Origin of the sequence: Flavobacterium plurextorum (assembly GCF_024638035.1) — a bacterium.
In the GTDB taxonomy this organism is placed as follows: domain Bacteria; phylum Bacteroidota; class Bacteroidia; order Flavobacteriales; family Flavobacteriaceae; genus Flavobacterium; species Flavobacterium plurextorum.
The window spans coordinates 2981401-3004887 of record NZ_CP100442.1; the positions used below are offsets into that span (position 1 = coordinate 2981401).

Annotated in this window: 22 protein-coding genes; 7 read left to right on the top strand and 15 right to left on the bottom strand. The window is 33.1% G+C overall.

The features are described 5' to 3' along the window. Positions 1-75: 75 nt before the first annotated feature. The 5 genes from NLG42_RS13255 to gcvT all read right to left on the bottom strand — a co-directional run bounded on the left by NLG42_RS13255 (position 76) and on the right by gcvT (position 5784). Positions 76-732 carry a hypothetical protein gene (locus tag NLG42_RS13255; RefSeq protein ID WP_257681276.1) on the bottom strand — a complete coding sequence of 219 codons (657 nt, stop codon included), beginning with the start codon at positions 730-732 and terminating at the stop codon, positions 76-78. 21 nt (positions 733-753) lie between these two features. After that, positions 754-1182, bottom strand: a complete 429-nt coding sequence (locus tag NLG42_RS13260) for an SMI1/KNR4 family protein (protein ID WP_257681277.1) — start codon at positions 1180-1182, stop codon at positions 754-756. A 364-nt stretch (positions 1183-1546) separates the two neighbouring features. Then, on the bottom strand, positions 1547-2260 hold the full coding sequence (locus tag NLG42_RS13265; protein ID WP_257681278.1) for a YebC/PmpR family DNA-binding transcriptional regulator: 714 nt from the start codon (positions 2258-2260) through the stop codon (positions 1547-1549). Positions 2261-2450: 190 nt separating this feature from the next. Further along, complete coding sequence (locus NLG42_RS13270; RefSeq protein WP_257681279.1) at positions 2451-4481, bottom strand: S41 family peptidase; 2031 nt, start codon at positions 4479-4481, stop codon at positions 2451-2453. A gap of 220 nt (positions 4482-4701) precedes the next feature. Then, positions 4702-5784, bottom strand: a complete 1083-nt coding sequence (gene gcvT / locus NLG42_RS13275; RefSeq protein WP_257681280.1) for a glycine cleavage system aminomethyltransferase GcvT — start codon at positions 5782-5784, stop codon at positions 4702-4704. Between the two features lie 344 nt (positions 5785-6128). On the opposite strand from gcvT, the gene NLG42_RS13280 reads away from it, so the two are divergent. From NLG42_RS13280 to NLG42_RS13290, 3 genes are all read left to right on the top strand, one after another. Then, the gene (locus NLG42_RS13280; protein WP_257681281.1) at positions 6129-6977 is read left to right on the top strand and encodes an NAD(P)H-hydrate dehydratase; all 849 of its coding nucleotides are present in this window, start codon (positions 6129-6131) and stop codon (positions 6975-6977) included. A 253-nt stretch (positions 6978-7230) separates the two neighbouring features. Continuing rightward, entirely contained in the window at positions 7231-8013 is a 783-nt protein-coding gene (locus tag NLG42_RS13285) for a HipA family kinase (RefSeq protein ID WP_089058169.1), read from the top strand. Continuing rightward, positions 8003-8386 carry a DUF3037 domain-containing protein gene (locus tag NLG42_RS13290; protein ID WP_257681282.1) on the top strand — a complete coding sequence of 128 codons (384 nt, stop codon included), beginning with the start codon at positions 8003-8005 and terminating at the stop codon, positions 8384-8386. Before NLG42_RS13285 ends, NLG42_RS13290 begins: the two co-directional genes overlap by 11 nt. A gap of 232 nt (positions 8387-8618) precedes the next feature. Here NLG42_RS13290 and NLG42_RS13295 read toward each other — a convergent pair whose 3' ends face one another. Together NLG42_RS13295 and NLG42_RS13300 are read right to left on the bottom strand one after the other, a co-directional pair. After that, entirely contained in the window at positions 8619-9167 is a 549-nt protein-coding gene (locus tag NLG42_RS13295) for a HutD family protein (RefSeq protein ID WP_257681283.1), read from the bottom strand. A gap of 284 nt (positions 9168-9451) precedes the next feature. After that, positions 9452-9958, bottom strand: coding sequence for a GNAT family N-acetyltransferase (locus NLG42_RS13300; RefSeq protein WP_257681284.1), 507 nt, complete (start codon positions 9956-9958; stop codon positions 9452-9454). Between the two features lie 234 nt (positions 9959-10192). On the opposite strand from NLG42_RS13300, the gene NLG42_RS13305 reads away from it, so the two are divergent. Both NLG42_RS13305 and NLG42_RS13310 read left to right on the top strand, forming a co-directional pair. Next, positions 10193-11257 (top strand): endonuclease/exonuclease/phosphatase family protein, encoded by a 1065-nt coding sequence (locus NLG42_RS13305; protein WP_257681285.1) that lies wholly within the window; start codon positions 10193-10195, stop codon positions 11255-11257. A gap of 125 nt (positions 11258-11382) precedes the next feature. Beyond that, positions 11383-11766, top strand: coding sequence for a helix-turn-helix domain-containing protein (locus NLG42_RS13310; protein ID WP_257681286.1), 384 nt, complete (start codon positions 11383-11385; stop codon positions 11764-11766). A 53-nt stretch (positions 11767-11819) separates the two neighbouring features. On the opposite strand, the gene NLG42_RS13315 is transcribed toward NLG42_RS13310, so the two are convergent. From NLG42_RS13315 to thrA, 8 genes are all read right to left on the bottom strand, one after another. Continuing rightward, positions 11820-12275: a hypothetical protein gene (locus NLG42_RS13315; protein ID WP_257681287.1), complete on the bottom strand. Its 456-nt coding sequence runs from the start codon at positions 12273-12275 to the stop codon at positions 11820-11822. A 214-nt stretch (positions 12276-12489) separates the two neighbouring features. Continuing rightward, positions 12490-12999, bottom strand: coding sequence for a hypothetical protein (locus NLG42_RS13320; RefSeq protein ID WP_257681288.1), 510 nt, complete (start codon positions 12997-12999; stop codon positions 12490-12492). A gap of 72 nt (positions 13000-13071) precedes the next feature. Beyond that, on the bottom strand, positions 13072-13602 hold the full coding sequence (locus NLG42_RS13325) for a hypothetical protein (RefSeq protein ID WP_257681289.1): 531 nt from the start codon (positions 13600-13602) through the stop codon (positions 13072-13074). A 323-nt stretch (positions 13603-13925) separates the two neighbouring features. Next, positions 13926-14069: a hypothetical protein gene (locus NLG42_RS13330; protein ID WP_257681290.1), complete on the bottom strand. Its 144-nt coding sequence runs from the start codon at positions 14067-14069 to the stop codon at positions 13926-13928. 71 nt (positions 14070-14140) lie between these two features. Next, positions 14141-15175 carry a hypothetical protein gene (locus NLG42_RS13335; RefSeq protein ID WP_257681291.1) on the bottom strand — a complete coding sequence of 345 codons (1035 nt, stop codon included), beginning with the start codon at positions 15173-15175 and terminating at the stop codon, positions 14141-14143. A gap of 252 nt (positions 15176-15427) precedes the next feature. Then, positions 15428-16717 (bottom strand): threonine synthase, encoded by a 1290-nt coding sequence (gene thrC, locus NLG42_RS13340; RefSeq protein WP_257681292.1) that lies wholly within the window; start codon positions 16715-16717, stop codon positions 15428-15430. Positions 16718-17179: 462 nt separating this feature from the next. After that, the gene (locus NLG42_RS13345; protein ID WP_089058159.1) at positions 17180-18100 is read right to left on the bottom strand and encodes a homoserine kinase; all 921 of its coding nucleotides are present in this window, start codon (positions 18098-18100) and stop codon (positions 17180-17182) included. Positions 18101-18251: 151 nt separating this feature from the next. Then, positions 18252-20699, bottom strand: coding sequence for a bifunctional aspartate kinase/homoserine dehydrogenase I (thrA, locus tag NLG42_RS13350; protein ID WP_257681293.1), 2448 nt, complete (start codon positions 20697-20699; stop codon positions 18252-18254). A gap of 558 nt (positions 20700-21257) precedes the next feature. Between thrA and hutH the strand changes: the two genes are divergently transcribed. Next, the gene (gene hutH, locus NLG42_RS13355) at positions 21258-22772 is read left to right on the top strand and encodes a histidine ammonia-lyase (protein WP_257681294.1); all 1515 of its coding nucleotides are present in this window, start codon (positions 21258-21260) and stop codon (positions 22770-22772) included. Positions 22773-22820: 48 nt separating this feature from the next. Next, positions 22821-23465, top strand: a complete 645-nt coding sequence (locus tag NLG42_RS13360) for a DUF47 domain-containing protein (RefSeq protein WP_089052333.1) — start codon at positions 22821-22823, stop codon at positions 23463-23465. Positions 23466-23487: the final 22 nt, after the last annotated feature.

Below are 23487 nucleotides of genomic sequence, written 5' to 3' on the forward strand. Positions count from 1 at the left end.
TTTCTAAAATAATAAGAAATTGAAGTTTAAATTTAAAAATTACGTTAATGGGGCACATATTGCGATAGAGAAAAATTAAATTTCCATTTTTGCTAAGTATTCATTTATGTCAAAATCAGGATTTGGATTCTCTTTATATTCTCTTATTAGTACTTCTTGAGATAGAAAAATATCATATCCTATTTGTAAACTCCCCCTTTCATTAAATTCTTTTTGTAATAGATTTTCGTTCTCCCAGCCTAAACTTTTATTTATTTTTTCTAAAACAGATGACAATCTATGATTATTTAAATTATATCGCTCCAGATTCCAAATATATGAATGACTATTTTCGTCAAAAGACATTGGCATCCAGATGTCAGACTTTGTTGATAATACGAAACTTTGCTGAAACGTACGAAAGCTTTGCAGGCAAAAGATACTTGAATGTATTTCTTCACCTTTTTCGGTATATATTACCGTGTCCCCACTAATATCAAACTCAAAACAGGTTTGTAAATAATTATCTTTTTCTATTAAAGAGATTAAATCGTCGATGTTTTTATATTCCAATTTTTGATTCTTACCGTCTAATAATTTTGGAATTAATAATTGCGATTCGATGAGAATAGTTAATATGATTTTTAAATCTGATCTAATCTCAGGGTATGGTGAAATGTCATAATCATAATCGTATTTATTGCTGTCAAAATGCCAACTTCCTCTTAATTTTCTCGGTACATAAAGTTTCATAACTTAAAAATTAATAAATCATTATAAATTTATTTCCTCTTCAATCTTTAACCCATTTATAAAATCTTCAAAACTATCTGCAATTTTTAAAAATTGCTCTTCAGGAAGATAATCTGTCCAGCGGTTGACTAAGATAGTTTCATAATTTTGGCCCTGATCTAGACATAAACAAAAATGCCATCCTCCCATATCTAAAGCAAAAGGAATGAGTTTGCGATGATAATTTTGAAGAAACTCTTCGGTAAGTTTAAACAAATCAGCATAGTTTAAATAATTTTTAACTTCCCAGACAGTTTTGTCATGATCTACAAAATATCTCTCATAATGACATAATCCTCCATTTAATTTTAAAAAGGCTTTAAAATATTCAGGTAAGTTTTCACTAATGATACTTTCGATGTGTCTCATATTTGAGTCACCCATTCTTGGATATAGATTTAATTTTCTCATTTTTTATGGATATCTTCTAAAAATATTGCGCAATCCCGAAAACTTTCGAGACCGACTTTGCATCATTTATATACAAATCTACTTTAAGAAAACGGAAATTTGATACAGTCTAAGACTTTAAATGTAAGATACTTTTAAAATATGAATATATAATGTAATGAAAAAAATAGTGTTAAAATATTAATTTCTGAAGCAATAAGAAATTGACATTTAAATTTAAAGATTACTATGATTGACTTATTACAATGAAAAACAAGATTAGAAAACTTTGACTGACGGTTATTTACGAGCTGATTTTCATTAATAAGTAAAAAAAAACTCCAGATTTCTCTGGAGTTCAATTTTATAGTATAAAAAGAAAAGACTATTCCTCTTTCATAGTATGATAAACGTTCATTACGTCATCATCTTCTTCAATTTTTTCGATTAATTTTTCAACATCAGCGATTTGAGCTTCTGTTAATTCTTTAGTGATTTGCGGAATACGCTCAAAATCTGATGATAAAATTTCAAGTCCTCTGTTTTCTAATTCTTTTTGCAAAGCACCAAAACTTCCAAAAGGAGCATAGATTAAGATTCCATCTTCATCTTCAAAAACTTCTTCGGCACCAAAATCAATTAATTCAAGTTCTAATTCTTCAGCATCAAGACCGTTGTTTGCAATTCTAAAGTTACAAGTATGGTCAAACATAAATTCAACAGAACCTTGAGTTCCCATAGTTCCGTTGCATTTGTTAAAATAACTGCGAATATTAGCAACTGTTCTGTTATTGTTATCAGATGCAGTTTCAATCAAGATTGCAATTCCGTGAGGCGCATATCCTTCAAATAAAATTTCCTTATAGTTGGCAGTATCTTTATTACTTGCATTTTTTATCGCGCGCTCCACATTGTCTTTCGGCATGTTTGCGGCTTTTGCATTTTGTATAACAGCTCTTAATCTAGAATTGGCATCAGGGTTTGGACCGCCTTCTTTAACTGCCATAACGATATCTTTACCAATTCTGGTAAATGTTTTAGCCATTGCTGACCAACGTTTCATTTTTCTTCCTTTTCTAAATTCGAACGCTCTTCCCATTTCTAATTTTTAGTTTTTGTGATGCAAAAATACGGTTATTCCTTAATTTTTCCAAAATCAAAATTTAAGTTTTTTTGATTTATTTTGAGGTTCAGGTTTTAAGTTTCAAGTTGGTACAATATTGCGTAAAATTTAGCACGCTATGTGTAAAACCCGAAACTTGAAACAAAAAAACTTGGAACAAAAACTTTTATTTCGAAGAATTAAAGTCATTTATAATATTAACCGCTTCGTTTAGATATGGATTTATTTTTAAATGATCCATTTGGTACTGATTTATTGTTTTGTCATTAGGATATGCACTCAATAAATACTGATTTACAGTGGAGTTGTAAACGTCCAGCGGATTATTTTCGTCATTAAAAGTATTGATTTCTTTCCATAAAGAATTTACTATTTTTTTCTGATTAAAAACAGCATCAATCGTCATTGGTACTTCAGCTTTTGGAGTGTTTACCAGTTGATCGATTTTTAGATTGATTTTTTTAATGTCATTAAAATAAAAATTATCAGCCAATCTCGCTTTACTGTTTTTGGCTAGTTTATCAATTAAAGCTCGTTTTACATACGGGCGGTATTTTAGCGTTGAAGTAATGCTGTCATTTTTAATAGCAGTTGGAAAATCGCTTTCTTTTTGATAAACATCTTCATAAAACTCAGAAAGAACCACATCTGGTGTAACTCCTATATATTGATGACTTTTTCCTGTTACTCGGTAAAATTTATTAATCGTAATTTTTAGAAAGTCCGTATTTTTTGTTTCGTCAAGCGAAAGAATCGTCTGCATAGTTGCTTTACCAAGCGTACTGCTGCCTACTAAAAGTGCACGGTTATAATCTTGCATGATAGAAGAGAAAAATTCACTGGCCGATGCCGTATTACTATTTACTAAAATTACAATTGGACCTTTGTAGATTACACCTTTAAAAGGGTCGTTTATAATAGATTTTTCTTTAGTATGATCGATAACAATCGAAAGCGGACCATAATCAACAAACATTCCGGCAAGTTTTATGGCTTCTTCCATAGAACCGCCGCCATTATCTATTAAATCTATAACAAGACCTTTGATATTGTCTCTTTCTAATTTTATAATTTCTCTGGCTACATCATCAGCACAGCCTTTTCGGCTGTTTCCATCCTGATCAGCATAGAAACTTGGAATTTTGATATATCCTATTTTACTGTCTTTGCCAATTATAAAACTGAAAACCGAATTTTCTTCATCTTTCATTACTTGCTTTTCAATGTAAACCTCAAAACTTTTACCTGAATTTCTTTTAAGAGTAATAGTCAAGCTCTTATTCGCTTCAGATAAAATCATGGTCGAAATAGATTCTAATGAAGCACACGAAACCTGAAGCGTTTCTTTTTGATTAGAAACCGAAACGATTTGATCGCCTTTTTTTATCTGGCCAGTTTGATATGCAGGACCATTTGGATCAAGTTCTTGTACAATAATTTCATTTTTTTCATTAAGGTTTACTGTCATTCCTAATGATAAATGCTCTTTGGACAACGACGCAACAAAGCTCGATTTAGAATCGTCGCTAAAATAGGCTGTATGCGGATCAAAATAGGTGCAGAAAAAATTATAAAGATTTTCGTTTTGATTCGTTTTGGTTTCCAGCAACGTATTAATACGACAGATTTCATTTGATAAAATCAATTTTCTAGATTTTGCCTCTATAGATTTAAAATTGTTTTTAATAGAATCTAAATTATCGCTTGTTTCTGCCATATCATCAAGAATTTGATAGCGTATTTTTTTTCGCCATACTTTCTCTAAATCTTCTTTTTTCAAATAGAAAGGAAATGATTTTTTGTAGAATCTAATGGTGTCTTTTTTACTGTAATCAAAAGGAGCAGCTTGAATTTTTTCAAGAATATTTTTTGTTCTTTCTAATCCAGCGATGTATTTTGATGTAATGTCAGTCAAAAAACTGCAGTCATTTTCTAGAATTAAATCGTCTAAGTTTAAACGATATTTTGCGGCCATTTCATCGTATTCACTCTTAAAAAAAATGTTTCGAGAAGGATCTAATTCATTAATTAGATTGTCAAAAACAAAAACTGATAAACTGTCATCGACTGGTTTCGGACGTAGATGTTCTGCTTGGATTGTCGCATTTATTTTGTTTAGTATTTCGCAGGTGTTGTCACTATTTTGACTAAATAGAACGTTGGCAGTTAACATCAATACTAATACTATTTTTTTCATAAATCGAAAATCTTCGTTTAGACTAAAATTACGTTTATTTTTTCATAAAAATTACGTTTTTTCTAAAAAATCTTACATTCGAATAAATGTTTTTAACAGCCGTAAATGCATTTGAAAATAACGCAGATTAAATCACTTTTTCTTGTAAATACTTTAATTTTTGGCCAAAAAAAAATGCATTACAATTTGTAATGCATTTTCTAAATATTTTAGGAAAATATTATTTCTTGTAAAAAGGCAGTTTTACCACTTTTGCAGGAACATCATTTTTTCTAATTCTAATAAAAACATCACTGTCAACAGCGCTGTTAGCAACAGTAACATATCCTAAACCAATACCTTTGTTCATAGAAGGAGACATTGTTCCAGAAGTTACAATACCAATTACTTCACCTTGAGCATCAACGATTTCATAATCGTGTCTTGGCACCGCACGTTCCTGCATTTCAAAAGCTACTAATTTTTTTGTAACACCAGCTTCTTTTTGTTTTTTCAAACTTTCAGAATTTGTAAAATCTTTAGTGAATTTAGTAATCCATCCTAAACCAGCTTCAAGAGGAGAAGTTGTATCGTTAATGTCGTTTCCGTATAAACAGAATCCCATTTCCAAACGTAAAGTATCACGAGCAGCAAGTCCAATAGGTTTGATTCCGTAAGTTGCACCAGCTTCAAAAACTTTGTTCCAAATTGCTTCAGCATCTGCATTTTTGCAATAAATTTCAAATCCGCCAGAACCAGTATATCCAGTAGCAGAAATAATTACATCATTAAAACCTGCAAAATCCCCAACTTCAAAGTGGTAATATGGAATTGCAGCTAAATCTAATGACGATAAAGGCTGCATTGCTTCAACCGCTTTTGGTCCTTGAATTGCCAATAAAGAATAATCATCAGAAAGATTTTTCATTTCAACACCTAAATCATTGTGAGATGAAATCCAGTTCCAGTCTTTTTCAATATTCGAAGCATTTACAACAAGTAAATACTCTTCCTCTTTCATTTTATATACAATCAAATCATCTACAATTCCGCCTTCATTGTTTGGCAGACAAGAATATTGAGCTCTTCCAATTGTCAAAGTCGAAGCATCGTTTGAAGTTACTTTCTGAATCAAAGCCAAAGCATTTGGACCAGTAAGTAAAAATTCGCCCATATGCGAAACGTCAAAAACGCCCACACTGTTTCGAACTGTTTCATGTTCAGCATTTACACCTTCGTATGTAATAGGCATATTGTAACCTGCAAAAGGCAGCATTTTTGCTCCCAAACTCTCATGTATGTGCGTAAGCGCAGTATTTTTCATTGTGTTGTTTTATAAAATTGAATCGCAAATTTATTTAAAAAATATCAAATTTGAATGGTATAAATTATAAATTTCGCAATGATTAGGAGCTATTTCCTGCTATCCGCTATATCTTTTACTTTTTAAAGAAAAAAGTAAAAGGATGCCGCTGTTATCAGGGCTAGGGCTGACCGTTTAAAAGAAATATTCGTGCTTTCGATTTTTTATGTAACTTTAATCAAGAAACATAAAAGAATCCTTTATACAAAGTTTTTATAATCAGCTATGTTTGTTCAAACAAGTGAAGCGCCATTATTCGCAAAGAAAAGCTATGATTCTATGTGTTTAAAATAAAAAAGCATCAAATGAAATCTCCGTATTTAATCACAAAAGAGGAAGCTTTAAGAGTCTACAAACCCGTAAATCCTCATACACACAAAGGACTTCAAGGCCATGCCGTTATTATTGCGGGAAGTTACGGAAAAATTGGAGCCGCCGTTTTGGCCTCAAAATCCTGTTTAAAATCAGGATGCGGACTCGTAACGACTTTTATCCCAAAATGCGGTTATCAGATTCTTCAAATCTCAATTCCCGAAGTAATGACAGTTACAGACGAAAATACAAATTTCATTACTAACATTCATTTACCGTTAATTCCGCAGGCAGTTGGCATTGGACCAGGAATAGGGAAGGAACTCGGAACACAAAAAGCCTTATTTGAATTTTTAAGAATCAATAAAGCACCTTTAGTTATCGATGCAGATGCCTTAAATATTTTAGCCGAAAATCTATCTTGGTTGGAATTAGTTCCAGAAAACACCATTTTAACGCCGCATCCAAAAGAGCTGGAACGTTTAATAGGTAAATGGAATTCAGATTCCGAAAAATTTCAAAAAACAATTGCATTTTCAGAGAAATATAAAGTGATTGTAGTAATGAAAGGCGCGCCGACTTTTATCATTAATAAATCTGAAATTTACCAAAACACAACCGGAAATGCTGCTCTTGCCACCGCAGGAAGCGGAGATGTTTTAACCGGAATCCTTACAAGTCTCCTTGCACAAGGTTATGAGTCCAAATATGCAGCAAAACTAGGCGTTTATCTTCACGGATTAACAGCCGATTTAGCTTTACCCAAAACAGGTTATGAGTCTTTTACCGCTTCTACAATTATTAAATATCTTGGAAAAGCTTTTCTTGAATTAGATAATTAGAAAATGTGTTAATTAGATAATATTGTACTTTTTTGACTTTAGCTTAACCACAAAGAGCGCAAAGGTTTACGCAAGGTTCGCAAAGTTTTTGTAGATATAGCTTTGTGAACTTTTCGATTTTGTAAAATCCTTATTAAATAAAATCTTAGCGTGCTTTGCGGTTAAAATAAAAATCAAAAAATCGTAAGTTTGTAATGTCAAAGATTAGAAACTTAGCAACTCAGTACCTTAGCATCTTTGAATCTTTAAAAAAATGAAAAACAACTTCGATCTTAGAACGGTAAATGTTACTCGTTATATTACGCCTTTGCGCGAAGGCGGATCTTTGCCCGCTTTGGCAGAAGCCGATGACGATTTTAAATACGTCTTAAAATTCAAAGGAGCCGGACACGGTGTAAAAGCCCTTATAGCCGAATTAGTAGGCGGACAAATTGCAAAAGCTTTAAAATTGCAACTGCCAGAATTGGTTTTTGCTAACCTTGATGAAGCTTTTGGAAGAACCGAGGCCGATGAAGAAATTCAGGATTTACTGCAAGGAAGTCAAGGATTGAATCTTGCCCTTCATTTTTTATCAGGTGCTATTACTTTTGATCCAGTTGTAACCACTGTCGATGCCAAATTGGCTTCACAAATCGTGTGGCTGGACGCCTATATTACAAACGTTGACAGAACTTTTAAAAATACCAATATGCTGATTTGGCATAAAGAACTATGGCTTATAGATCATGGTGCGTGTTTGTATTTTCATCATTCTTGGAACAATTGGGAACAACATGCCAAAAGTCCGTTTGCATTAATAAAAGATCACGTTTTATTGCCGCAGGCTTCACTTTTAAAAGAAGTTGACGCCGAGTTTAAAGCGCTTTTAACAACAGAAATTTTAGAAGATATTGTAAATACAATTCCGCTCGAATGGCTGCAATGGGAAGATACCGATGAAACGCCCGAAGGTTTAAGAAATGTGTATTTGCAGTTTTTAAAAACCAGATTAGAAAATTCAGAAATCTTTGTAAATCAGGCTCAAAATGCAAGATAATCACTTATATGAGTATGCCGTGATTCGAGTTGTACCAAGGGTAGAACGCGAAGAATTCCTGAATATCGGAATTATTTTGTTTTGTAAAAAAGCCAAATTTATAAAAGTACTTTTTCATCTTAATAAAGAAAAAATACAAGCACTTTCTAACGATTTTGACATCGAACAATTAGAATGTAATTTGACTTCATTAGAAAAAATCACAAACGGAGCTAAAGACGGCGGACCAATTGCAGAATTCGATATTCCAGAGCGTTTTCGATGGTTGACTGCAATTAGAAGTTCAGCAATTCAAACGTCAAGACCACATCCAGGTTTGTGTCAGGATTTAGAGAAAACTATTCAGCGTTTGTTTGAGGAATTAGTTTTGTAAGGCTCAAAGGCACAGAGGTTCAAAGCGACAAAGATTTTATTTAATGAATTTATCCTTGATCTTGTCATTTCGATCCCGAAGCCTCGGGAAAGAAATCTTCGTGAGAAGCTCGACAAAGATTGGATTTCTGTTGCGGAGTTACTTGCGGAGATTTCTCCTTCGTCGAAATGACAAACTGTGAGGAAACTTTATCAAAAAAATTAGTGCCTTTGCGCCTTCGCGACAAAAAAGATTAAAAATCTAATATTCCAAAAAGACATTCAGCAGAAAAATCAAGTACTACATTTTCCTTTTCTTGATTTTCAATCACCAATAAATCATACGGTTCTAAAGAGTAATGCTTCTCATTAATCGTAATAACCGTTGTCTGTAAAGAAAATAAAAGTAGTATTTGAGCATCACAATTCTGATGATCATTTGTTATTTCCAGTTTGTGATGAGGTATTTTTTCAGAAATCATCCAGTTAAAATCAATCCCTTTTGTATAAGAAGTCACTTCATCATCCGAATTGAATTCCATGATTTCATATTTCTCGTATACTTTTTTTTCTTTGTTTATCTCAATATGCAAGCTGTTATCAAGCATAACCAAGTATCGGTAATAGCCTTTAAATTTGGTAAACTCAGAAGGAACTTCGTCTATGGTAGCACTGCTTATTCTAAATACAAAATCTCTATCGGCATAACTTGCTGTTTTCGGATATATCGTATATTCATATGTCAATCCGCCGCTCCAAATAGAAGCTGTAACATTTTTTTTAGGCAAAAAACGTATGTTCATTATATTAAAATTTTTAATCCGTTGGGTGAAATTATTTTAACACATAGAAACATAGATTTTGTTTACGTAAAAAAGGCGTTTCACTTATTTAAAATGCATATAGCCTTCTATGTGAAAGAAATATATTTCTTTTTGTATCCTTTTTTACACATAAAATCTATGTTTCTATGTGTTTAATATTTTTTAATAAGACTTCAAGTTTTTAAATACATAATTGATCCTGCTTTTAGAATAACTTATACTGTAAAAAAATGTGGTGTCTTTATTTCTTCGCGGTAAAAAACTTAAATCTTTTTCTCGAGGCAAAAGAACTCCAAAGGTTCTTCCGAAACCGTTATATGTACGCCGCTTTCAGGAAAAGCTTCTCTTTCGCCAGTATCAACATAACCGTGTCGTTTGTACCAAGCGATCAGTTCTTCACGAACCGAAATAACCGTCATAATAATGCTGAATAAACCTAGAGTTTTAGCATGAATTTCGGCTTCAGCCAAAAGCTTTTTCCCAATTCCGCTATTTTGAAGTTCAGGCGAAACTGTCAACATTCCTAAATACAATTGATGTCCTTTTTCGACCAACAAAACGGAACCAATAATCTTATCATTCTCTGTAAATTTCAAAATCGTGTTTTTTGGATCCTGCAAAATTTCGGTCATTTCTTCTTCATCAGTTCTTTTTCCTTCCAGTAAATGCGCTTCGGTTGTCCAGCCTTTTTTAGAAGTTTCGCCTCTATAGGCGGAGTTAATTAAAGTTACTAATGCGGGAATATCTTGTAGTGCTGCTTTGGTAATCATGGTATGCGATTGTGTTTTTATAAAATTGAATTGTCTCCTGCTTTAGCTGGAAAAACAAAATTACAATATTGAAGAATTGCTTTAGCCAAAATACAAACGTTTTTTGATTGAAGCCATTTTTGTATTAATTTTTAACAACTATTTCTCTTGATTTGTATTATAATGTATATTTGAATTTAGCAAATCAATAATGTAGACGAGAGAAAAACTCAGTCTAATTTTTTAAGATATTCAATGAAAAATAAAATACGATTCCTTGTTTCTTTGTTGTTTTTTGGAGTAGCAATTAGTTCTGTGTCAGCTTTTGGTGTGAAGTCTTTGGCGGAAGATAATTTTAAGAAAGAGTTAAAAGTGCTGTCATTAAATACTTGGCACGAAGGAACTACAGTAAAAGGAGGATTTGATGCGATTGTAGACGTAATTCTTCAAACTGATGCCGATATTGTTTTGCTGAGTGAAATACGCAATTATAAAGAAGTATTGTTTACACCGCATATTTTAGAAGCTTTAAAAGCCAAAGGCAAGATTTTTTATGGTTCGAGCCTCAAAACAGATGCTGTTATTTTGTCTAAATTTCCTATCGAATCTACGACATCGATAAGTTCAGAATCGTTAATAAAATGTATGATTAGGTTAAACAAGAAAACTAGTGTTGCCGTATATGCAGCACATTTAGATTATACACATTATGCTTGTTATCTGCCAAGAGGTTACGACGGAGTTAATTGGGAAAAATTGCCAGAACCCATTTTAGATACCGAAAAAATTCTGAAACAGAACATTGATTCGCAGCGCGACGAAGAAATTGCTCTTTTTGTAAAAGATGCTCAAATCGAACGTCAAAAAGGAAATCTAGTGCTTTTAGGAGGCGATTTTAATGAACCTTCGCATTTAGATTGGACAGCAGCAACAAAAGATTTATACGATCATAACGGCGTTATTATACCTTGGCATAATAGTGTAACGCTTAAAAATAATGGTTTTCTAGACGCTTACCGAGTAAAATACCCTGATCCTGTTAAATACCCAGGATTTACTTGGCCGGCTTATAATACAGATGTGGAATTGTCAAAACTATTATGGGCAAAAGACGCGGACGAAAGAGATCGTATTGATTTTATCTATTTTTATCCAAATAAAAAACTCTCGCTGACAGATACTGTAATTGTTGGACCAACGGCAAGTATTGTAAAAGGGAAAGGAGTGGAGACTCAAGACGGAGATACGTTTTTGAAACCAAACGGTATTTGGCCGTCTGATCATAAAGGAGTTTTGGCAACTTTTTCGATTGCTGATTAATTACTGACGTTATATAAAGTCTCCTGACTTCGTACACATTGGTTATGAAAAGGGTATCTTACAAAAATAGGTTTGTTTTTTACGGAAATCTATTTTCGTTTAAGAATTTTAAATATCTTTGAATTATGAGTACAGCAATAAAACCAAGACATATCGGCAGAAATATAAGCCGTATCAGGGAGCTTAAAGATATGAAACAGGATGCACTGGCATTTGCTTTAGGAATAACCCAACAGACCATTTCGAATATTGAAAACAGTGAAACGGTTGACGAACAAAGATTAATTGAGATCGCAAAAGCTCTTGAAGTTTCTGTTGAGGCAATTAAAAACTTTTCGGATGAAGCGGTTTTTAATATTATTGGAAATACTTTTCAAGATCAAAGCGCAATTTACAATTGCAACTGTACTTTTAATCCTTTAGATAAAGTTGTTGAACTTTACGAACGTTTGGTGCAAGCTGAAAAAGATAAAGTGGAGTATTTGGAGAAGTTATTGAACGGGAAATAATCGTTTTGAAGATATATTAAATTGAGAAGAGACCTTTGATGAGGTCTTTTTTTTTATTTAAGATTAAGGTCTTTGTACAAAATATCATTTACTTTTTTAATTTCAACAGCCATTTCCAAATAAGGATTTATATTTTCAAATTCTTCTTCTTTAAAATTGCAATAGAAATTAATCTTAGTAACTAAATCCATAACTGCTTTAACGCTTTCTTTATTTAGATATACAGTGTTGCGTACAAGAGTATTATTTAACAAAGTAAGAGTTTCAACTGTTCCTTTTGCGTCTGAACTTCTTTCAAGAAATGGATTATTGTAGATTTTTTGTTCTAATTCAAATCGATAATCAATAAGTATCTTGTTTAGTTCATTGAATGCTCGAGTTTTATTTTGATATAGAATTTCGATACGTTTTGATCGATTTGAAAGCTTATGAGTTACATAACCAACTATTATTCCGGTAAAAATTGGTAAAAGTACGGCAAGCCATTTAAAAAGTTCTAGATCGTTCATTATGTGTCTTTTGATAAAATTAATAATAAAGTCTTATGCTTTTTATTAATGTAAAATTTAATCCCAATTGGTTTTGAATTTCGTTGTGTTCACGAGCAAGACATTTGCGCTGAGGCCAAATTAAGATTTATCTTTCGATTATGCACTTTTTTCTAAATGCAAAACCATTTTTAAATTAAGCCTAAAACCCCAATCTCGCAAACTGCTGTTGGAACTAGTATTTTTTTTCTATTTCAAGAATTTTGTCAAAATAGTTAAATGTCGAGCTTTTTTTAATTATAAAATGTTTATACTCTGACAATAAAATGGCTGGAATTTCAATATTCGATGTGTCAATTATATTACAGTTTTTAGGAATAGATATTTCTTTGTTAATATTAATTTCAGTGTTTAGATTATTAATATGAGACAAATCATTTAAGTGTTGTTCAGACTTTAACGGAGATGATAAATATTCAAAACCCTCCATTTCTCCTGAATATATGCCTATATTTTTTTCTACATCTAATCTAAGCAAATGTATTCCTCCCTCATCGTGGGAATTACCTAAAACTAAACCACCATTTTGTCCATTAAAAATAATTTTTAATTCATTCAATTTATGTATTTCATCAATCGAGAAAATTAGTTCTGATTTAGGAATTTTAGCATCAAAACTCCATATCCAGTTTCCAATCTCAAGTTTTTTGCATAATTGGTAAAATTTTTCTCCTGGTATCATCATATATTATTCATAAAGAAACAAAGGCACAATTTTGACTTTAATATTTGTGCTAACAGCTGTTACCTGCTGTTATTATTCAAAATGTCTTCCGTACCATTTTAATTTAAAATCTAACACATCTATTTTATCGTTATAAACTCCAGAATATGTTATTATTATTTTAATATCCTTTAAAGCTTCTCTTATTGCCATTTGATTTTTTTCTGAAAAATGAGATTTTATATTTCGATTGTATTCTAGTAAAATTTTGTCTTCGTTGGGAGCAAGGATATATTTTTGTGCTTTGCTAAAATTACTCCAAGTTTCTTGATCTAACAACACTGGCATAAAATCTATTAAATGTTTTTTTTCTTCACCAGTTAATTCGTTGACGTACTTTATTGATTTAGTTATCAATGGTCCTGTTCCTTTATTTTGCAGAATCACACAAATGTTGTCTTCAAAATCTTTCGGAAGAATATAACCGATTGGTTTAACTGATAGATAGTTGTGTTTTTGTGAAGATTTATAAGTTACCCAAGCAACGAACAAAGCGCAAATTGCAATAATTGCTTCCATATTTTTTCCTAAAAAGTTCAATGCTGATTCTAATGTTTCTTTCATAATAGTAGTTAACGTTCCGACGCTTGGCGTGGTTGGGGACTAAACCCAGAGCTGTGCGAAGTCTGATGCTGTGCGAAGTCTCCGACTTCGTACCGGCTCCTATATTCCGTTCCAATATTTTATAATTTGCTTTGTGATTAATTGGAACGGGTACGAAGTCGGAGACTTCGCACAGCGATCTTAACACTTCGTAGAGCAGGGTAATTATCCCACTCTTTATCGTCAAGCCCAATATATGCAATTACATCTCTTCCTTTATCACCAGCTCCAGCGGGTTTTCTTACTTTTTGATATTTATTTTTGCAGTAACCTGAAATCCATTCTCAAATTATATCTTCAAATTCACTATCTGATACTATTTTTAATAGGTCAATAGCAGGAATAGATGTTCCCAAAATCACGTCACTATTTGAAAGTAGACCAATTGATTTTGGTTCTTCTGGGCTAATTAATTTTTCTTCTATCAATTTTTAGATTTATAGGTTTTGTTTTTATGCGTAATTTTCTGATTCTACGGGAGCCTTGCTGTTAACCGTAGTTATTTTTTATCTTTTACTTTAGCTTCTTCTTTTGCTTTTATTTCTGCAATCACTTTTCCAATTCTATCAGCAATCAGTTTTGATGTGTTTTGTAAATCTTGAAGTGTGTCGGTTATGCTTCTGCCCTCTAATTGATTAACGGTTTCTCTAAAAACTCCGTAATAAGCTGATAAAGAGTGTAAAGTCTGATCGTTTTGTTGTTTTAATTCTTGTAAAGCATTTACATCGTAAATCATTTCTATCTTGTCTGAAGTAGGAATTTCAGTATCTCTATTCCTACGTGTCAAATATGATGTAACATCGTCATATTCTCTCCAACTTTCAACAACTTGAATCGAATCAGCATAATCTCTAAGGATTTCTGTGATTTCATCTTTTTCATTTTTCGGACAACAAATCACTTTAATAGCACTTAGTGGAAAAGTCATACCAATACTATTGGGACACCTCCATTCTCTTTCCCACATGAATCCTTGACTGATTTTGTCTTCGAGTAATGGAAAAAGTAAAGGTTTCATATTTTCAAATAGTGGTTTATAATTTTGAATTTCACCATTATCATCAACAATATTTAAATTTTCTGTAATAATTTTGTTGCAAAAAGAAAGGAATTCTCTGTTACTTTGTGAATCTAAATAAATAACGGGTCTTACATTTCGATGTACTACTAAATCAGTTTTTGAAAAACCTATTCCAAATTGCTGATCATTTCTCCAACGTGTAAAACTTCTATATCTAAAAAAATCTAAAGCAAAAAGAGGGGATTCTGTAAAACATACAACACTTGAATTGTAATATTGTGCGCTTCCATCGTATACAGGAATTGATGAACGTAAAAAGCCTTGTTTTTCATCTACAACAATACCTTCTGGAGCATTTTCTCCACGTAGAATACTTAATAATTCATTTCGACCAGTCATATGAATTAAAAAAGGAGATAAGTCTGGTTTTTCAACAGAAGATAAATCAAATGTTGGAGTTGAAATTTGATAATCTTTCCAACGGATTCCTGAATCAGGGCCTTGTAGTTTCATATTACGGTTTTTATAATTACGGCTAACTCATTTATATGCGAAACAAACTTTGGCATGTACACCTGAATAGGGGTAGATAAGCGAAGCGTTATTTCGTTTTCTTACTTTTCAAATATATGTGTTTTTTATTGCTAATTTTTACGGATTTCCGTACTTGATATTTTTATATATTAATTCAAAATAATTGATGGTTATGCAATAAAAAAAGCGAGTATTTTTTTTACTCGCTTTAATCATCTATTTATATGTATTTTACCCCAAGAAACTCTTCAACTCCTCATACGTCTTAATCTTCACACTAACTTTCTCCTCATTAATAACACTCTCAATCTGAGCAGGAATAGGAAGCGTAATTCCTAAAGCAGGCTCAACAACATCTAAGAATTTAATAGGATGTGCCGTTTCTAAGAAAATACCAATCGCATTGGGGTGTTTTTTCAATTCTTTTTTCAAACCTAAATAACCAACAGCGCCGTGTGGTTCTGCAATATAACCGTCTGTGTTATAAATATTCTTTAGCGCTTCAAGTGTTTCTTCGTCAGTATAACTATAAGAAGAAAAGTCTTTTTCGAAAGCTTTTAAGTCATTATTGTACAATTCCTGAATTCTAATAAAGTTGCTTGGGTTTCCAACGTCCATGGCGTTAGAGATTGTTGCTTTAGAAGGTTTTGGGTCGTATTTTCCGTTTTCTAAGAATCTTGGTACGGTGTCGTTTACGTTTGTAGAAGCAACGAAATGCTCAATTGGCAAACCTAATTTCTTTGCCATAATTCCGGCACAGATATTCCCAAAGTTTCCGCTTGGGCAAGAGAAAACTAAAGGTTTGTTTTGGCTTTTCAACGCTTTGTAAGCAAAGAAAAAATAAAACATTTGCGGCAACCAGCGCGCAATATTAATAGAGTTTGCTGAGGTTAGGTTTTTATGCGCCAGAGTTTCATCAAGAAACGCTTTTTTTACCATATCCTGACAATCGTCAAAAACACCGTCAACTTCAAGCGCTTTTATGTTTTGCCCTAGAGTAGTCAATTGTTTTTCCTGAATATCGCTCACTTTTCCTGACGGATATAAAATGACAACATCAACGCCGTCAACGCCTAAAAATCCACTGGCAACCGCTCCGCCTGTATCTCCCGAAGTGGCTACTAAAACAGTGTTTTTAGCGTCTTTTTTATCTTTATTGAAATAGCCCAAACAACGTGACATAAAACGCGCTCCAACGTCTTTAAAAGCCATTGTTGGTCCGTGAAATAATTCTAATGAATAGATTCCGTCTTCGACTTTTACAACAGGAAAATCAAAAACTAAAGTGTCGGCGATGATTTCTTTTAATTTGTCTGCAGGTATTTCATCGCCAACGAATTGTTTAATCGCTTCAAAAGCAATTTCTTCGTGGCTTAAACTTTCGATTTTATCAAAAAACGAAGAATCTAAAGCGGTGATATTTTCTGGAAAATATAATCCTTTATCACTCGCTAATCCTTGTATAACAGCTTCCTGAAAAGAAACTTTTGGGGCATTGTGGTTTAAACTATAGTATTTCATTGGTTGTTTTTTATTTAACCGCAAAGAGCGCAAAGAATTGGTTTCTTTTGAAAACACGGAGATCGCAAAGCTTTGTGGTTATTTAAATGTTTTTTATTTCTATAATAATTATTCGGTTTTCTTGTCATTCCGACTGAAAGGAGAAATCTTCGCAAGTAACTCCGCAACGTTATTCCAATCTTTGTCGAGCTTCTCGTGGAGATTTCTCTCCCGAGGCTTCGGGATCGAAATGACAAACTGCATGTGTATGTTTTGTGTCTGTACTTTATGTCTGTACTTTGTCGACAAACTAGTGTGATTCCTCATTCCTCGAAATGACAAACTGGACTTGCTACACTTTGCGTGGGCTTCTCCCGTCCCGAGGCTTCGGGATCGGGATCGCTCAGCCTGACAAATATTGTGTTTTTCCTTTTTGCTTAAATTATTTCACAAATCAATTCGTGCAAATTCGTGAAATTAGTGTTATATAATCCTCACGCCATCAGGATTAATCTTCGAAACGTGAATTTCATACGGTAAACTCATTTTTTCGTATACTTCGCTCATGGCTTTTGCGATTTGGTCAGCGGTTTCTTTTCCTCTGCTTAAAGCAAAAATCGATGGGCCGGAACCTGAAATTCCAGAACCTAAAGCGCCATTTTCGTAAGCCGTTTGTTTGATTTGATCAAATCCCGGAATTAAAACACTTCTTAAAGGTTCAACGATTTCATCATGAAGCGATCTTCCAATCAAATCGTAATCTTTGGTGTAAAGACCCGCTACAAGTCCGCCTACATTTCCCCATTGCATAATGGCACTTTTCAGCGAAACGTTTTGTTTTAAAACCGAACGTGCATCAGACGTTTTCAACTCAATTTGCGGGTGAACCACCGTTGCGTACAATTCTTCTGGACCGTCAATTCTGATAATATCAAGCGGAGCATAACTTCTTACCAAAGTAAATCCGCCTAAAAGGGCAGGAGCAACGTTATCTGCATGTGCATTTCCACTGGCTAATTTCTCGCCTTGCATCGCAAACTGAACTAAATCTTTACGAGAATAAGGTCTTCCTAATAATTCGTTAATTCCAAAAACCGCTCCTGCAGAACTTGCAGCACTACTTCCAATTCCGCTTCCCGCTTTTATGTGTTTGTAAATTTCGATTTCGAATCCAAAATCCAAATCGCCTAAAGTTTCAAGCATTGCCAAAGCCGCAACTCCAGAAACGTTTTTCTCGGTTTCCATAGGCAGATCGGCACCTACAATTTTAGTGATTCGAACTCCTTTTTGATCGACTTTTCGAACAATCATTTCATCGCCTGCATTATCTAAGCAAAGTCCAAGTACATCAAATCCGCACGAGAGATTTGCGATAGTTGCCGGGCAAAATAGTTTTATTTCCATTTCTAAGGTTCTGAGGTTCTAAGATGCTAAGATTCTAAGGTTTCTGTAGCAACTTTTTATTTTTTAGTTTCTAAGGTTTTGAGATTCTAAGAGGCTAAGATCAGTTTTGAAAAAAAACTCAGAACCTTAGCATCTTAGAACCTTAGCACCTTTAAATATTACCTATTCTAATAACATCTGCAAAAATTCCCGATGCTGTAACAGCTGCTCCGGCACCCGCACCTTTTATTAATAAAGGCTGATCTACGTAACGATCTGTGTAAAACAATACAATATTGTCTTTTCCTTCTAAGTTGTAAAAAGGATGATCTTTTGGGATGAATTGCAGACCAACGCTTGCTTTTCCGTTTTCGAATTGTGCCACGTATTTCAATCTTGAATCTTTGGCTAAAGCTTCGTTGTAAATACCTTCAAAATGAGCAGCGTGTTTGATTAGCGAAGCAAAAAAGTCTTCGTTGTTTGTTGTTGCTAAACAATCTGCAGGCAAGAACGATTCATTTGCAATCGCGTCAATATCCATTTCGTAACCGCTTTCGCGAATAAGAATCAGGATTTTACGAGCCACGTCGATTCCGCTTAAGTCAATTTTTGGATCTGGTTCTGTAAATCCTTGAACTCCGGCTTCTTTAACCACATCGTGGAAAGAATTGTTTTTGTCGAAATTATTGAAAATGAAGTTCAAACTTCCTGATAAAACCGCCTGAATTTTATGCACTTTGTCGCCAGAAGCAATTAAGTTTTTTACCGTGTCTATAATTGGTAATCCCGCACCAACATTTGTTTCAAATAAAAACGGAGCGTTGTATTGGCGAGATAAGCTTTTTAGTTTTTTATAATTATCATAAGCAGATGAACAGGCAATTTTGTTGCAAGTTACAACCGCAATACTTTGTTTTAGGAATTGTTCGTACAATTCAGAAACACTTGCATTTGCTGTAATGTCGACAAAAATACTATTACGTAAATTCATTTCTTTTGCACGCAGGATAAATTCTGCAGCATTAACAGGTTCGCCTTTGTCTAAAGCCGACTTCCAGTCTTTTAATGAGATTCCGTCTTCATCAAAAAGCATTTTTCTAGAGTTTGACAAAGCGATTACGCGAACATTAATTTTTAAATTGTCTTTTAAAAATTTTCTTTGGTTGTGAATTTGTTCGATGAATTTTTCTCCCACATTTCCAACTCCCATTACAAATAAGTTGAGCTGTTTTGTGTTTTCTTCAAAGAAATTTTCGTGTAAAGTATTCAGTGCTTTTTTAACGTCTCTTTCGTTAATTACAGTCGAAATATTTCTTTCGGAAGCACCTTGAGCAATGGCACGAATATTTACGTTGTTTTTACCTAAAGTACTGAACATTCTTCCGCTTAAACCTTGGTGGTTTTTCATGTTTTCGCCAACCAAAGCAATAATGCAAAGATCTTTTTCGACGATACATGGATCTATTTTATTTTGAAGAATTTCAATTTCAAAAGCTCTATTAATTGCAGCTTCAGCATTATCAGCATCCGAATTTAAAATTCCAATACAGATTGAGTGCTCAGAAGAAGCCTGAGTAATAAATATAACATTGATTTTTTCCTGAGACAAGACTTCAAACAAACGTTTTGATGAACCCGAAACTCCAATCATTCCCGGACCTTCAAGTGTTACAAGCGAAATATTATCGATATGGCTGATTCCTTTTACAACAGTATCTTTTGAGGAAACATGGTTGGAAATTAAAGTTCCTTCGGCTTCTGGTTCAAAAGTATTTTTGATTAAAATTGGAATGTTTTTTCTTAAAACCGGCTGAATTGTAGGCGGATATAAAACTTTGGCTCCAAAATGCGATAACTCCATCGCTTCCTGATACGAAATGTTTGCAATAGGTCTTGCTTGTTTTACAATTTTTGGGTTTGCAGTAAACATTCCGTTTACATCAGTCCAAATTTCCAATTGTTCCGCTTCAAGAGCACCTGCCGCAATTGCAGCAGTATAATCAGAACCGCCGCGGCCTAAAGTAGTTGTGATTCCGTCAAGAGTTTGTGCAATAAAACCTGGTAAAATATTGATTTGCGCTTGATTTTGTGCAAAATATTCTTGAATCAAATTATTCGACACTTCAAAATTTACAACCGCTTTACCAAAGTTATTGTTTGTTTTTATCAATTCGCGGCTGTCTTTGTAAACCGCATTTTTATCAATTTGCTGATAAGCCTGAGCAATGATAAAAGACGAAAGCAATTCGCCAAAACTTAAAATAGTATCAGCAGTTCTTGGAGATAATTCTCCTAATAAAAAACAACCGTCTAGTAAAGTTTCGAGATGATTTATGATTCTTTTTACATGGCTCAACAAACTGCTTTGCTCACTTACAGGGATAAGTTCTTTTAGTGTGTCAAGATGTTTTTTCTCTATTTCGGCAACAATATCTCTAAAGCTCTCATCACTTGCTGCCGCTTTTGCTGCTGCTAATTGCAATAAATCGGTTACTTTACTAAGTGCAGAAACTACAACAACTAATTTATCTGTTTTTGATTTTTGATTAACAATTTCGAGAACGAGTTTTATATTTTGAGCATTGGCTACCGAGGTTCCGCCAAATTTTAATACTTTCATTTTGATGTTTTTTTCTTTTATGCAAATATTTTATCTATCCAATAACTCTCTTCTTTCAAGAAAAAAGTATAGGTAACCTAGGATTATATGTAAAAATGTATACCCCTAAGGGGTAGTAGTTGTTGTAGTAGAAGTAATGGTAGCAGCAATTGCAACTCTAGTTTGAGTTGTTATTGTAGATTGATATTTAGTGCTGTTACTTTTCATTTTGATTTTTCAAAAGTACAGTTTTTTAGATGTATATAAAATTACTTTAGCCTTTTTACGAATATTTTAATAATTCAAATCTCAAAAATTCAATATTGAGTATTTGTTAAAATTAGATAAGCTAAATTGAGGTTTTGATATATTTAAGAGCGCATTTTACAATAAAAACCTATTGCAAAGAGTTGATTTTTAATGAAAAGATAATCAAAAAGCAGTAAAAGACTCCATTTTTAGCATTGAGAAAAAAATAAAAGCGAAGAATGTCTTGTGTTGAAATTTTAATTATTGTGATAAAATGTTGCTTTTTAATATTGATTTGTTGAATTTTGACATCTTAAATTGAAAAACATCATGAGAGAAATCCATTATATAAGTACAGAAACATTAAGTTTAGAAGCTTTACAAGAAATCATCGTTCTAGATAAAAAACTTGAATTGTCTGAAGAGGCAAAAGTAAACGTGCAAAAATGCCGTGATTATCTAGATAAAAAGATGGCTTCACATTCAGAACCTATTTACGGAATCAATACCGGTTTTGGATCGCTTTGTAATGTGAAAATCTCTAATGAAAATTTATCACAGCTTCAAGAGAATCTTGTTAAGTCGCATGCTTGCGGAACTGGCGAAGAAGTTCCTGCTGCAATTGTAAAATTGATGCTTTTACTTAAGATTCAATCTTTAAGTTACGGACATTCTGGTGTACAGCTTGTTACATTAGAGCGTTTGGTTGATTTTTATAATAATGATATTCTGCCCGTTATTTATACACAAGGATCATTAGGAGCTTCTGGAGATTTAGCGCCATTGGCACATTTATCGTTACCGTTATTGGGTGAAGGTGAAGTGTTTTTTGAAGGTAAAAGAATGGCTTCTGCCGAAGTTTTAAAACATTTTAACTGGGAACCAATTGTACTTCAGTCAAAAGAAGGATTGGCTTTATTAAACGGAACGCAGTTTATGAGTGCTTATGGAGCTCATATTTTATTAAAAGCCTATAAATATTCGTATTTGGCAGATTTAATTGGAACAATTTCGCTTGAAGGTTTTGATGGAAGAATTGAGCCATTTAATGAATTGATACATTATATACGTCCGCACAAAGGACAAATTGTAACGGCACAACGTATTAATGAATTTTTAGAAGGAAGCGAAATCATTGCTCAAGAGAAAAAACACGTTCAAGATCCGTATTCTTTCCGTTGTATGCCTCAAGTTCATGGAGCGTCAAAAGATGCAATTGATTATGTTAGAAAAGTATTCAAAACAGAGATTAACTCAGTTACAGATAATCCAAACATATTTATTGAAGCAGATCAGATTATTTCGGGTGGAAATTTCCATGGACAGCCTTTGGCTTTGGCTTTAGATTTTATGGCAATTGCTTTGGCTGAATTGGGAAGTATTTCTGAAAGAAGAACCTATCAATTGATTTCAGGATTGCGTAATCTTCCTGCTTTTTTAGTTGATAATCCAGGATTGAACTCTGGTTTCATGATTCCGCAATATACAGCGGCAAGTATTGCAAGTCAGAATAAACAATTGGCAACTCCGTCAAGTATAGACAGTATTGTTTCGAGTAACGGACAGGAAGATCACGTGAGCATGGGAGCAAACGGAGCTACTAAAGCTTTACGCGTTATGGATAATTTAGAGCGTATTTTGGCAATTGAATTGTTAAATGCTTCGCAGGCAATTGCTTACAGAGGGCCTTTGAAATCAAGCGATTTTATTGAGATGTTCTTGAATAGTTATAGAGAAGTAGTTCCTTTGGTAAAAGAGGATAGAATCTTACATTATGACATTGAAAAGACTATTTCGTTCCTTGATAGTTTCCAAATTGAAAACGATTTGTTAACAATGGCTTAACATTGTAAAATATTATTGAAGTAATTTTGCACTATCAAAAATATAAAAATGTCAATAAACAGTATTTTCCAATTTTTAGTGCCGAAAGACAAGAAATTCTTTCCACTTTTTGAAGAGGCTTCAAGCAATTTAATTGAATTAGCTTCTAATTTACACGAAGCTGTAAACCTTCCATTGAAAGAAAGAGAAGTTCTTTTTCAAAAAATTGATGAATTAGAGCAAAAAGGTGAAGATATTACGCGTCAAACCAATCTTGAATTGAGTAGAAATTTCATTACTCCATTTGATAGAGAGGATATTCATACCCTGATTACTTCTATTGATAACGTTGCCGATTACCTTCATGGTGCAGCAAGCCGTATGAAATTGTATCAAGTTGATAAGATTACAAAATCTATCAGAAAGATGACAGAAATCAACCTTGAAGCTTGTCAAAATATTGACAGTGCAGTAAAAGAGTTGAGAAACTTAAAGAATTTTAAAGTTATCAAAGATTCTTGTGCTAGAATTAACAAGCTGGAAAACAAGTCTGATAATGTATATAACAAAGCAGTTTTTGAAATTTTTGAAAACGAAACAGATGCTAAAAATATTATTAAATATAAAGAAGTGTTATCTGTTTTAGAATCAGCAACAGACAAGTGTAAGAGTGTTGCGAACATACTAGAATCTATTTCTGTAAAACATTCTTAATTCAATTTTTCATTCTGAAGTT

Coding starts and splice junctions, on each gene's coding strand:
- NLG42_RS13255 (WP_257681276.1), bottom strand. CDS start 732: ATGAAACTTTATGTACCGAGAAAATTAAGAGGAAGTTGGCATTTTGAC.
- NLG42_RS13260 (WP_257681277.1), bottom strand. CDS start 1,182: ATGAGAAAATTAAATCTATATCCAAGAATGGGTGACTCAAATATGAGA.
- NLG42_RS13265 (WP_257681278.1), bottom strand. CDS start 2,260: ATGGGAAGAGCGTTCGAATTTAGAAAAGGAAGAAAAATGAAACGTTGG.
- NLG42_RS13270 (WP_257681279.1), bottom strand. CDS start 4,481: ATGAAAAAAATAGTATTAGTATTGATGTTAACTGCCAACGTTCTATTT.
- gcvT (WP_257681280.1), bottom strand. CDS start 5,784: ATGAAAAATACTGCGCTTACGCACATACATGAGAGTTTGGGAGCAAAA.
- NLG42_RS13280 (WP_257681281.1), top strand. CDS start 6,129: ATGAAATCTCCGTATTTAATCACAAAAGAGGAAGCTTTAAGAGTCTAC.
- NLG42_RS13285 (WP_089058169.1), top strand. CDS start 7,231: ATGAAAAACAACTTCGATCTTAGAACGGTAAATGTTACTCGTTATATT.
- NLG42_RS13290 (WP_257681282.1), top strand. CDS start 8,003: ATGCAAGATAATCACTTATATGAGTATGCCGTGATTCGAGTTGTACCA.
- NLG42_RS13295 (WP_257681283.1), bottom strand. CDS start 9,167: ATGAACATACGTTTTTTGCCTAAAAAAAATGTTACAGCTTCTATTTGG.
- NLG42_RS13300 (WP_257681284.1), bottom strand. CDS start 9,958: ATGATTACCAAAGCAGCACTACAAGATATTCCCGCATTAGTAACTTTA.
- NLG42_RS13305 (WP_257681285.1), top strand. CDS start 10,193: ATGAAAAATAAAATACGATTCCTTGTTTCTTTGTTGTTTTTTGGAGTA.
- NLG42_RS13310 (WP_257681286.1), top strand. CDS start 11,383: ATGAGTACAGCAATAAAACCAAGACATATCGGCAGAAATATAAGCCGT.
- NLG42_RS13315 (WP_257681287.1), bottom strand. CDS start 12,275: ATGAACGATCTAGAACTTTTTAAATGGCTTGCCGTACTTTTACCAATT.
- NLG42_RS13320 (WP_257681288.1), bottom strand. CDS start 12,999: ATGATGATACCAGGAGAAAAATTTTACCAATTATGCAAAAAACTTGAG.
- NLG42_RS13325 (WP_257681289.1), bottom strand. CDS start 13,602: ATGAAAGAAACATTAGAATCAGCATTGAACTTTTTAGGAAAAAATATG.
- NLG42_RS13335 (WP_257681291.1), bottom strand. CDS start 15,175: ATGAAACTACAAGGCCCTGATTCAGGAATCCGTTGGAAAGATTATCAA.
- thrC (WP_257681292.1), bottom strand. CDS start 16,717: ATGAAATACTATAGTTTAAACCACAATGCCCCAAAAGTTTCTTTTCAG.
- NLG42_RS13345 (WP_089058159.1), bottom strand. CDS start 18,100: ATGGAAATAAAACTATTTTGCCCGGCAACTATCGCAAATCTCTCGTGC.
- thrA (WP_257681293.1), bottom strand. CDS start 20,699: ATGAAAGTATTAAAATTTGGCGGAACCTCGGTAGCCAATGCTCAAAAT.
- hutH (WP_257681294.1), top strand. CDS start 21,258: ATGAGAGAAATCCATTATATAAGTACAGAAACATTAAGTTTAGAAGCT.
- NLG42_RS13360 (WP_089052333.1), top strand. CDS start 22,821: ATGTCAATAAACAGTATTTTCCAATTTTTAGTGCCGAAAGACAAGAAA.